General features: G+C 49.1%; 7 protein-coding genes. 3 read left to right on the top strand and 4 right to left on the bottom strand.

The genetic code is table 11. The features are described from left to right. On the bottom strand, positions 1–1,658 hold a 1,658-nt coding region (locus QQL65_RS02015), incomplete at its 3' end, for a calcium-binding protein (protein WP_489146130.1). 315 nt (positions 1,659–1,973) lie between these two features. On the opposite strand from QQL65_RS02015, the gene QQL65_RS02010 reads away from it, so the two are divergent. From QQL65_RS02010 to QQL65_RS02000, 3 genes are all read left to right on the top strand, one after another. Beyond that, positions 1,974–3,695, top strand: coding sequence for an ABC transporter transmembrane domain-containing protein (locus QQL65_RS02010; RefSeq protein ID WP_284361570.1), 1,722 nt, complete (start codon positions 1,974–1,976; stop codon positions 3,693–3,695). After that, positions 3,696–6,041 (top strand): peptidase domain-containing ABC transporter, encoded by a 2,346-nt coding sequence (locus QQL65_RS02005; RefSeq protein ID WP_284361568.1) that lies wholly within the window; start codon positions 3,696–3,698, stop codon positions 6,039–6,041. Between the two features lie 96 nt (positions 6,042–6,137). Further along, complete coding sequence (locus QQL65_RS02000; RefSeq protein ID WP_284361566.1) at positions 6,138–7,469, top strand: HlyD family type I secretion periplasmic adaptor subunit; 1,332 nt, start codon at positions 6,138–6,140, stop codon at positions 7,467–7,469. Positions 7,470–7,473: 4 nt separating this feature from the next. On the opposite strand, the gene dld is transcribed toward QQL65_RS02000, so the two are convergent. The 3 genes from dld to QQL65_RS01985 all read right to left on the bottom strand — a co-directional run bounded on the left by dld (position 7,474) and on the right by QQL65_RS01985 (position 12,383). Further along, entirely contained in the window at positions 7,474–9,156 is a 1,683-nt protein-coding gene (dld, locus tag QQL65_RS01995) for a D-lactate dehydrogenase (protein ID WP_284361564.1), read from the bottom strand. Positions 9,157–9,167: 11 nt separating this feature from the next. After that, positions 9,168–11,234, bottom strand: a complete 2,067-nt coding sequence (locus QQL65_RS01990) for a TRAP transporter large permease subunit (protein WP_284361562.1) — start codon at positions 11,232–11,234, stop codon at positions 9,168–9,170. A gap of 96 nt (positions 11,235–11,330) precedes the next feature. Further along, the gene (locus QQL65_RS01985; protein WP_284361560.1) at positions 11,331–12,383 is read right to left on the bottom strand and encodes a TRAP transporter substrate-binding protein; all 1,053 of its coding nucleotides are present in this window, start codon (positions 12,381–12,383) and stop codon (positions 11,331–11,333) included. Positions 12,384–12,443 lie beyond the last annotated feature (60 nt).

Raw genomic sequence — 12,443 nt, 5'->3', positions numbered from 1 at the left:
CCACCGCTCACGCGGTCATTGCCGTCGCCTGCGTTAATTGTATCATCGCCAGCGCCGCCGTTTACACGGTCATTGCCATCGCCTGCATTGATCGTGTCGTCACCTGCACCACCGTTGACGCGGTCGTTACCGTCGCCTGCATTGATCGTGTCATCGCCACGGCCACCAGAAACAACATCGTTACCGTCACCAGCGTTGATTGTATCGTCACCAGCACCACCGCTCACACGGTCATTGCCATCGCCAGCATTGATCGTGTCGTCACCAGCACCACCGCTCACACGATCATTGCCATCACCAGCATTAATCGTGTCGTCACCATCCCGACCAGAAATGCGGTCTGCGCCACTACCGGTGGTTATTGTATCTGCTTCGCTTGTTCCGACAACTCGCTCATCTGCATCGACAGGAGCGGCTTCCGCAGGCTGCTGCTCAGGCGTTGGACTTGCCGTCTCAGATACAGTTTCTTCAACAACTGGCTGAGTGGTTTCTACGGCAGAATCAACAGTTTCCGTAACCGTTTCAGCAACTTGCTCAACTGTTGGCTCCACCGCTTCAGTCACAGTTTCAACTGTTTCAGCGACCTGCTCGACAGTTTCAGATACAGTTTCCTCAACAACTGGCTGAGTGGTTTCAACGGCAGCATCAACAGTTTCCGTAACCGTTTCAGCAACCTGCTCAACTGTTGGCTCCACCGTTTCAGTCACAGTTTCGACTGTTTCAGCGACCTGCTCGACAGTTTCAGATACAGTTTCTTCAACAACTGGCTTTGTGGTTTCAACGGCAGCATCAACAGTTTCCGTAACCGTTTCAGCAACCTGTTCAACTGTTGGCTCCACCGTTTCAGTCACAGTATCAACTGTTTCAGCAACCTGCTCGACAGTTTCAGATACAGTTTCTTCAACAACTGGCTGAGTGGTTTCTACAGCAGCATCAACAGTTTCCGTAACCGTTTCAGCAACTTGCTCAACTGTTGGCTCCACCGTTTCAGTCACAGTTTCAACTGTTTCAGCGACCTGCTCGACAGTTTCAGATACAGTTTCTTCAACAACTGGCTGAGTTTCCTCAACAGCTGCAACCGCTTCATCAACAGAACCATTACTCGCCTCATTCGGCGCAACACCGCCAGCAACTTCGATGTCCGCTAGTTCCGTAATTTGCGGCCCATCGACACCACCAACGATTTCAAGTTGAACGGTTTGTGTCTTGCTTGTCCCATCAAGGCCAACGGCCTCAATATCAAACTGGACATTTGCAACTTCACCTTCTGGCAAATCAATCAATTCAGCGCTGGGAGAAAAGCTGAATTTTCCATCTTCACCGAGAGTAACAGTTCCAAACTCCGGTGGAACAGAAAGAGTGAGCGACGACACATCAATGTCTGCTGCCACTTGCCCTTCAAACTGGAATTCGGTCGATGTATCAGCGGCTTGAGGCGCCCCAGCATTGTCTTCACCGGCACCGTCATTGCCATATTCGGTTCCAAAATGCAGATTGGAATTCAAAATATCCTGACGAAACGCGACGCTGTCATCTGTTGAATACTCATTTACATCCAAATATGCGCGCTGATTGTCACGTTGATCAGCCGAGTCACGTGCTCTCGCTTCGTCTTGCTCGTTCGCAATTTCCACGGATTTATCTGTTGCATCTGCCATTTTGTCTTCTCCCAAAGTCAAATTTCACACTCGACCTTATAGATGCACGCTTAATCGGCGGTGTCTCAAACTAGTTACCGAACAATGAATCTTGCGGAGAATTGTCAAAAAATACCAATAAAAACCACAATTTGTTTAACGTGGTTAAGCAAAGCTTAAGGCAAATACAGGGATAAGAGACAGGTTGGAGCAAACACGCCATGCGAACATGGCAGATGTGAAAGTGTAAACGACAGAATGACGGCGCTAAAAGCATCGCAAAACAACAACGGCAGGCCCACCGAGCGCAAATCGCTTAGGCAGTGGATGTCAGAGGTGCACGAAAAGTTTCACCCGCCTAAAAGCATGCAAAGGCTTTGGTTTGCGCATCTCATTCGCGTGCCCAAACGCATTGTTGCTGCAACTATGATCATCAACATTCTGAGCCTTGGCATGCCGATCGTGATTTTGCAGATCTATGATCGCATCATTCCCAACAAGGCTTACACAACTCTTTCTTACTTGATTGCGGGGCTACTGATCGTCATCGCGGTTGATACGGTACTGAAGATTATCCGTTCGCACATATCAGGCTGGTCCGCAGCGCATATCGACTACTTGGCAGAAACTGAAGCCGTCCATCGGGTATTTACGGGCAAGTTGAGCGTGATCGAAAAAGATCCGGCAAGCACACATATCGACCGCATGAATGCTTTAACGGCGACGGCCAAAATGTTCGCAGGCCCGGCGCGCATGGGCTTGGTCGACTTGCCATTCATCTTCATATTCTTGGGCGCAATGTTTGTTATCGCCCCGTCTCTGGCTGCAGCTGTGATTGTGCTGTTTGCTGTTTTTGCTGTTAATTTGCTTAGTCGAGCGCGGAAGATCCAAGCGCTGCAAGAAGAGCAGCAAGACCTTGATAGGCGCAAATACGACTTTGTTATTGAAGCGCTCTCAGGACTTGAGAACATAAAAACCATGTCTTGCGAACCACAGATGATGCGCCGCTACGAACGGCTGCAAGAGGCTATCGCCATCGCCTTCCACAAATCTGTGCGCATTGATGGTATCACCCAATCTATGGGCGGTGTTTTTGCTTCGGCCACGATGGTTACAATCGTCACGCTCGGCGGCTATCTTGTGGTACAGGGCTCCCAGTCTTTTGGTTCGCTTGCATGCTGCCTTCTTTTGGGCGGCAGAGCCGTGGAAGTATTGGTGCGCTCAGTACGAACTTGGAGCGAATTGAGCAACTTTGATTTGGTCAAGGACAATGTCGACCAACTATTTGCACTGAACGAAACCCCAGAGGTTGAACGCGAACACATCGACCTACCAACGGGTGAAGTTGCGCTAAAAGATGTCCAGTTCACATTGGAAAGCGACGAAAACAAACGCACCGAACCGCTAAATCTGCACGTTCCGCACGGACAAATCTTCGGCCTTAAGGGCGGCAACGCCGCTGACGATCGTAAACTGCTTTCTTTCATCCGTGCAATCGAACAACCCCAAGCTGGCGTAGTGAGCATTTGTGGCATCCCAGATAGCGAGCTCGTCCGCGCCGAGTTAAACGCATCCATCGCATATGTTCCTCAGCACTCTGCAATCTTTCGCGGAACCATTCTTGAAAACTTGACACTTTTTGATGTTCGAGACGGATTGAATGCAGCACGCGCCGCGTCCAGGTTAATTGGCCTAGAGGCAGACATCCAGCATCTTCCATTGGGTTACGATACGGTAGTTGGATCCGGTGGCAACGAAATGCTGCCCCCAAGTTTTCAGCAACGAATTTGCATCGCACGTGCGCTTGCCCGTCGTCCCAAGCTTTTGATCATGGAAGAAGCAAACGCAGTGCTAGACCAGCGCGCCGAAAGACTGTTGCAGCGCGGCTTAACGGCCCTCAAAGGGGCAACAACAATGGTGATATTGTCAAACAGACCTTCATTCTTGTCGATCGCAGATCAGTGTCTACAGCTAAAGGATGGGCAACTCACGCCGTTCGAATTTCCAAACAGAAGACAACCTCATGCGCCTGCCACCAACGCAAAGGTCGCCGGATAGATGAGTGATCATATCGAACAACAAGAAGCGGACAAAGCAAACCACGGTCCAAACCACGCGCAGGACGCTCGCTCAAGAATTGCCGCGGGCCACGGCAACATTGCCGACCTAGAAGCCATCGCTCGCAGTCTAACAACCCCGACTGTTCAAATATCATCCGAAGTTCAACTCTTTGAAGATGAGGGCGCTGAGGACAATCTCTTCTCAGAAACCGAACAGCGATTGGGCATTACCGAGCGCTGGCCCGGCATCAACTACGACAGTTCTGCAGGAAGATGCTTACAAGTTCTGTTGGCCGTCATGGGCTGGGCAGGAAAAGACACGCATTTGGTGCAAGCCCTCCCCCACTTCGAGCAAGTATCGGACTTGCCCAGCATGCGCGCGGTGCTAACCCGACTAAGCCTTGCTGCTGAAAAGCATGTTATCCCACTTTCTGAGCTGTCAGATGAAAAGCTGCCCTGTATTCATCACGGGCGGCACGGCACTGTTTCTGTTGTACTGTCAATCGATCACGCTCAAAACACGGCCGTGCTCTATAATGGGGCGACGGGAAAAGAAGAGACATACGCCTGCAGCGGGCGGGCGCAAACGCTCTATTTAATTAGTCCAGTCGACATTGAAATGCACATCCGGCAAATCAATTCATTTGGCTGGGTCACGCAAGCAACCGCTTCGTTCAAAAACCTTTTTCTAAGCCTGTTTCTTGTCAACTTCGGCATCAACATGGCTGCACTCGCCGTGCCAATCTTCATCATGGCGGTTTTTGGGTATGTCATCCCATCTAAGTCAACAGATAGCTTAGTTATGCTGTTTGCCGGCATCAGCATTGTCGTGGTGGCCGAATTTGCCTTGCGAAATCTCAGGTCTAAGATCTTGGCCTATATTGGCGCTCGTTTTGACAGTGCATTGTCGGTTGAGGTGTTTGAACGCCTTTTGTACATGCCCTTTCATTTCGTACAAAGCGCGCCAATCGGCGCTCAACTGGCCCGACTGCGCCAATTCGAAAAACTAAGAGAACTGTTTATTGGTTCGCTCGGCACCGCAATTCTAGATCTACCATTTGTGCTCATTTTTATCACCGCAATTGCACTAATAGGTGGCTGGTTGGCAGCTATACCAATCGCGCTCGTGGTTCTTTATGGCATTTTGGCCGCAATCACTATTCCAATCGCCAAACGCCAAACAATGCAAAGCGGTGACGCGAAAACCAAAAAACAAAACATCATGATGGAGTTGTTCCTCAATCAGCGCGACATCCGAAATGTTGGCGGCGAAAAGATTTGGCAAGCAAGGTTCGAAAAAGCTTCTGCAAGCTTTGGCGCCCTAGATTTCAAGGCACAACACTTCTCCCAAAAAGTGCAAATTATCTCGCAATCTCTGTCCATGTACGCCGGCGTTATCATGCTCGGGTGCGGCACTATTGCCGTGATCGAAGGAAATCTGAATATTGGTGGCTTAATCGCCATCATGGCCATCGTTTGGCGCATTTTGTCGCCGCTGCAAAACGCTTTTATGAGCTTAAGCCGCGTCGGTCGACTAATTGAAGCCGTTCGATTGATCAACAATTTGATGCGGATGCAGACCGAGCGTACCCCAGGCGTTATCCCGAATATCTCGCGTTCCTTCGACGGTCACATCAAAACCAAAGACCTCTCGTTCCGATATCAACAGGCAACCGATGCGGCAATTCGCGGACTAAATATCGACATTGCACCTGGTGAAATCGTTGCCATCACCGGACCGAGTGGCAGTGGCAAGTCCACATTCTTGAAGCTGCTAGCTGGGCTGTATAAAGCTCAATCTGGTTCAATCACATTTGACCATTTGGATATCCGACAAATCGACTTGGGTGAGTTGCGATTTGAAATCAGTTTTCAACAAGATCGGCCGCGTTTCTTCTATGGCTCCATAGAGCAAAACGTAAAGATGAATGACCCTGCCATTGAAAACGCCGAAATCGAACGCATGATGGCTCAATTCAATATCCCACTTGATCATCCAGACCTCGACGAAGGCTTGGAGACAAGATTGCGCACTGAAACTGTGAGCAAAATGTCAGACAGCCTGAAGCAACGTCTTTTGCTCGTCATCACGTTTGCGAAAAAAGCCGCATATTACTTCCTCGATGAACCAGCAAACTTCATCGACTTTGAAACAGACAAGAAGTTTATGGCGCACCTTGAAGATTTGCGCGGAAAATCGACCGTGATGTTCACCACGCAACGCCCAAGTCACATGAAGATGGCAGATCGTGTCATCGTTTTGCATGAAGGTCGAGCAATTCTCAACGGTCCACCAGAGCGTGTGATGCCTCAGCTCGACGAGTTCAACAAGAAGATCGCCTAACCCAAGTTTCACCTATCCTTCACGACTGTGAAACAGACCGTTAAGGGTAATTTGCTACAATTTGTTAGTTATAAGTTTAGTTCAGGACGTGTACCCGTGAGTTGGCTCGACCAATCCCCTACAGAACTTGATGCCAAAACGCTCACGCTTCCTTTGGCTTTGGAGAAAGAGCACCCCCCACAACTCTATTCGTTTGTGGTTGCAGGTTGCTTTGCTTTCTTGGCTGCCTTCGTCGTATGGGCCTCAATCACTTCAATTGCTGAGGTTACCCATGCCAAGGGTCAAATCCAACCCGTCGATAAGGTCAAATACGTTCAACACCTGAGCGGCGGTACGATCGAAGAAATATTCGTCAAAGTCGGCGACAAGGTGTCTGCTGGACAAGTGTTGCTCCGCCTTAGCCCAACAGCAACACGAAGCGACCGCGATCAACTAGAGATTCGCTTAGCAGCACTTAGTATGTCGCTTGCATCAATCGATGCGCAGCGCCGCGGCCTTTCAACACCCAATTTTGGCGAAATGGGTGAGAAGTTCCCAGCTATTGCAAGAACACAGATGGATGCGTTCATGTTTGAACGATCACGTCTGATGCAAGAACAAGCAAAACTCGCATCACAATTGGCACGTCGTGAACTTGAACATCAAGCAGCAATTGCGGAGCTCAAAAGCGTCGAAAAACGCCTCGCCATAGCCCAAGAACGTTTCGAAGGCATGGAGACCCTAGCAAAAAAGGGCTTCGCACCGCGCAAAGACCTGCTGGCGGCCGAGTCTGATCTTGAGGACGCCAAAGCACGCTTGCTCACCCTGAAAGCACGAATTGCATCTGCAGCAGAAACAGTCGCAGAGGCGCAATTGCAGTTGGACGAGCAAACAGCATCAATCCAATCTCAATTGGCAAAGCAACACACAACCGGCCTTTCAGATTTGAAAAGCATGGAAGCTGATATGCTTAAATATCAAGAGTTGGTCGATAATCTCGAGGTGACCTCACCCATCGACGGTGTCGTTCATCAACTCGCGCACAACAATGCTGGCGCTGTGGCACGCTCAGGTGAAATCATTGCAAGCATTGTGCCGGACGACCGCAACCTTATTGCAGATGTGAAAGTGCGTCCTAAGGATATTGGGCATATCGAAGTCGGTGCGGACGCTAAAATTGCGGTTTCCACATATGACCCATTTGTTTTTGGGCATCTAGAAGGCAAGGTTAAGTCCATTTCGCCAACCACATTCGACGAAAATGGCCAACATTTCTTCAAAGTTCAAATTGAATTGGCGCAGAATTCGCTTGAAAGCAAAGGGATCCGCTATCCGGTCAACGCCGGTATGGAAGTAACCGCCGATGTCATGACGGGGGAAAAGTCCCTAGCGCGTTATTTGCTCAAGCCGGTGTTCCGCTCTGTTGATCAAGCGTTCTCTGAGCGGTAGTCCATCACGCATAGTTCCGCTTTTTCGACATCTTACCGATGCCCGGATTCATTGAGTTAGTGGGGTCCTGTTCTTTATAGAACGCGGCCAAATCCGGCTTGGCTTCATACATATGCCCAACATTGTGTTCTGCTGGATATTCAGCGCCACGTGCATTGAGCAATTCGAGCATCTCAGCTTTCAGAGCTTTGACGTCAACGCCCTTTTTCACAATGTAATCCTGGTGAAACACGTGACACATAAAGTGACCATAATAGAGTTTGTGTTCAATTTTTTCATTAATGTGCGGTGGCAATTCTTCAACCCAATCGACACAGTTGCGTGGCAAGGCAATGTCTAGCGCCAGAATATCAGCAACTCTGCTTGCGTGAACGGCTTGATAACGCACTGCGGCACCAGCTGCTGCAAATCTATGTAGCTCTGCCGTTTTGCCTTCAGCTTCGGTGCATTCGAAAAAGTCGGCGTCTCTACCTTCAAACAGTTGTTTGAGCAAAGTCCGTGCTTCGTCAATTCCTCCATCTCTCATTTTCAAAATGAGATGATGCTCATATTTATCCCGGAAACCCATCATCCGTTTTGGCAACAAGCGCGGAAGTACTTTGCCAAGTCCGTACATCACCCGATCCGTCAAATGACGCGTGAGTGATATTTTATTGAACCAACTATCGAAAAAGCCTTTTAACGCAAAAACATGTGGCAAACGATCGGTACCCAATTGTTTGATCGCTAGAACGGTGTCCTTGCCATATGCTTCAGAAATATCGAATATTTCACGATGCAGATACTCAGCACTTACTGGTAGCGTCTCAAAGTCATTCAATATCTTGCGACGAATTTCGGTCAAGTCGGCTGCATCGTTACTGCCGATATAAAAAACCTTCTCTGCGCCTGCTTTGGGATAGGTATCTTGCCGCACAGCAAATACGGCAAGCTTGCCTGCACATCCCGCAGCTTCGTATAACCTGCGTTTGTCGGCATTATAACGTGCCGGGCTAGACGCATTTACATCCCGAACACGCTCTGCATACTCTGTATCTGAAGCTAACCTATTGGTCTTGCGCACCGCGACGTCGGGCAACAACCCCTTGTCCAACCGAGACAGCATTTCTTCCGGCTCGTCACCCAACTCAACATCGAGATGATTGACCAACCGCAATCGCCCATCCGCATCTATTTGAGCAAATAGTGCAAGTTCAGTATAGGACGGTCCACGTTCAACCAACGAGCCGCCTGAATTATTGCACACCCCACCAATGATTGAAGCGCCAATGCAAGACGAACCGATAACTGAATGGGGCTGGCGCCCAATCGGTGCAAGCAGTTTTTCCAGTTGAAATAGCGTTGCACCTGCAAGACTTACGACTTGTCGCCCATCCTCAATCAGATGAATCTGGTCAATGCGTTTCGTATTGATCAGAACAACGTCGCGATCATAATTGCCGTTTGGCGTTGAACCTTCGGTAAGCCCAGTATTTGCGGCTTGCATAATCACGATTTTATCGGCCGCAACGATCAGTTTAAGTGCCCGCCACATCTCAACGAGACTACCCGGACGAATGACACAAAGCGCTTCACCTTCACCAGAACGAAATCCTTTGCGAAACGGTTCGGTTTTACGTTGATCGGTGATCACATGGCGCGCGCCAACGGTCGCGCGCAATTGCGCGATCAATGTCTCATCATTCATTTGCTCAGTCCTTAGTAGGCGACAGCCGGTAACCAGGTTGCAAGCGCGGGCCAGAAGAACACCAACATAAGACCCAACAACTGCAGCAACACAAACGGCACAACGCCACGGTAAATATCCATCAACTTAATGCCAGGCGGACAAACGCCTTTTAAGTAGAACAGTGCAAACCCAACGGGCGGTGTTAAGAATGAGGTTTGTAAAGTCACCGCCACAAGAATTACGAACCAGATCAAAGTTGGTTCATCAACTACATCAAAACCCGGAATATCCAAACCAAGACCAGCAACGATTGGGCGCATTAGGGGCAAAATAATTAATGTGATCTCGATCCAATCAAGAACGAAGCCCAGCAAGAACACAATGAACAAGATCATCAGGATTGTTCCATGTGGTCCAAACCCAGTTGCTCCAATCATATCTTCAATCAGCGCATCGCCACCAAGTTCACGCAACACATATGAAAAGACAGTCGCGCCCAAGAAGATGGCAAAGATATAGGCGGTTGTGTTGAACGTTGATTTGAGAACATTCACTAGCTTTTTAAGTGTCAGCTTACGATAGCCCAACGCCAGCAATGTTGCGCCAAGCGCTCCAACACCAGAGGCTTCTGTTGGTGTGGCTATGCCAGCAAAGATTGAACCAAGCACAGCCAATATCAGACCAAATGTTGGCAGCACGGCAATCAAAACGTCTTTGACTGCAGCCCAGTCTGGTGCAACAGCGCCCTCTGGCACAGGTGCAATCTTTGGGTTCAAGTAAGAAACGATAAAAAGATACAAAAGGTACAAGCCACCCAAGATAATTCCAGGGAAAACCGCGGCCATAAACAGGTCACCAACGGATAGAGCCATTTGATCTGCCATGATCACCAACATGATTGAAGGTGGAATAAGAATACCCAAAGTGCCAGAAGCGGCGACCACACCTGATGCCAAACGTGGAGAATATTTCTGTTGCATCATGGAAGGCAAAGACAGAACACCCAACAACACAACCGACGCACCAATGATGCCTGTCGATGCAGCGAGAATGATGCCAATAACCGTAACCGTAATTGCAAGGCCGCCGCGCGTCTTGCCAAAAAGCTTTTGCATAGACGACATAAGCCGTTCCGCAACGCCACTCTCATCAAGCATCAGCCCCATGAAAATGAACATTGGCAACGCGACAAGTACCGCATTGGACATAGTCGCATAGATACGGTTTACCACCGCACCCAGCGTTAGATAATCCAGCCCAGTCAGTGTCTCTTCAAGACCTGTCCAATTCATCATGCCCATATCGAACAAGTACGCTAGGCCACAATACGCAACCCCAATACCAGCAAGGGTCCACGCCACAGGAAAACCCGTAAACAGCAGCGCAATGAAGCTCAAAAACATTGCGATGACGAGCTTCTCTTCTGTGGTCTCAACCAAGAACGTCAAACCAAGAGTGATGACCGCAAAAATCGCTAAGGAGATAAAGATCAACCTTAGTCCAGACCCTTTTAGGTCCTCTTTGTTATTAACAAGCAAAGCGTGTCCATCGTGAATGAGGCGCGCCAATGCTGCGATCGCTAGCAGTATAAAACTGATCGGGATAATGGCTTTAAAGGCCCAACGTGCTGGCAAACCAATAGGGCTATCAGATCGTTCATTTACGCGGAAGCTTTCATAGAAATAGTCATAGCCCTGATCAATCATCAGATAGATGAACGGAACAAGCAGAGCCAATATCCCAACAACTTCAATTATACGCTGTGTGCGTCTATTGAGCTGCATATACAAGAGATCGACCCGCACATGGCTGTCTGTCACCATGGCATACGAAATACCGATCATGGTCACAAGGCCGTAGAAATGCCACTGGATCTCATCTAGCTTTGGAAAACTTTGGTTCAGCAAATAGCGGAATAACACTTGCGTCACGATTGCAGCAACAAGCAGCAAGTTTGCCCACATAACAACGGACCCAACCGCTTTGACAAACTTATCAAGCCAGACAGCTACTGGCTGGTTATCATGTTCTGGATGCTCTGTGATTTCTTCGTACGCGGCGACCGGATCAATTTGATCGGTGTGTGATTGCGACATGTGCCTCTTCCCTCAACAAATGTCGATGCGCGCAAATACCATGCGCGCACCGCTTATTTTCAGCATCGCAACTATTCATGCGATGCTCAAGCTCTATTACTTACGTGGCAAGAACGCGTTTTCTTTCCACAACTGGTAGCCCTGACGGAATTCTTTCATGTCGCTCAACACTTTAGCGAAGAACTCATCACCGTCAGCTTTTTCTACTGCAACTTCTTCCCAAGTTGTACGGAAAGTCTCGAGCATCTCTGGTGACCAAGTTTTGATGTGAACGCCATTGTTTTCCACATTGTCGATCATCGCAGCATGCTGGATTGCTTCACCTTCAGCAAAGCTGTCAGCCATTGACGCTTTACAGGCATTCTCAACAATCGCCTTGTGCTGATCGTTCATTTGCTCCCACTGTGTACCATTGATCAACAGCTCAAACACTGTCGCTTGCTGGTGCCAACCAGGGAAGTAGTTGTACTTCACGAGTTTGTGGAAGCCCAAACGCGCATCAATCGCAGGCATTGAGAATTCGGTCGCGTCAATTGCGCCTTTTTCAAGTGCCGGGAAGATTTCGCCGCCTGGCAGCAGTGATGTTGCAACACCGAGTTTTTGCATCACTTCACCGCCAAGGCCGAAGAAGCGCATTTTCAAACCTTGAAGATCTTCAGGTGAGTTGATTTCTTTTGCGAACCAACCTGAAGTTTCTGGCGCAATAATCGCACAAGGGATGACGTGAATATCATAACCGGCTTGCTCATACATTTCTTGGTACAACGCGCGGCCGTTGCCGTAATACAACCAAGCCATATATTCGCCAGCTTCTGGACCAAATGGCACAGCAGAGAACAATGGTGCGGCCGGGATCTTGCCCGCCCAATAACCAGCGGTTGTATAACCAGAGTTGATCTTTCCAGAAGAAACGGCATCCAAAATTTCAAATGCTGGAACCAATTTACCTGGCTCGTACACTTTCATCTTCAAAGTGCCGCCAGACATCAAATCCAACTGCTCAGCCACGCGTGGAATCGGCGAGCCTAGACCTGGAAGGCTTGTTGAGAACGCGATCGGCGTTTTCAGCAACACCTTGTCCGCTGCCATCGCACCAGTTGTGGTGGCGAGCGCTGCAGCTATTGCTGCACCTGCGATTAGTTTTTTCATTGGTTCCTCCTTAGTGCTCATGACGAGCGAAAATTCAAATTGCGGCAAAACCATTGCCGG

The organism is Maritalea porphyrae (assembly GCF_030159895.1).
Classification (GTDB): Bacteria; Pseudomonadota; Alphaproteobacteria; order Rhizobiales; family Devosiaceae; genus Maritalea; species Maritalea porphyrae.
Note: the sequence above shows the minus strand (reverse complement) of the source record. Positions and strands in the feature narration are given on the sequence as shown.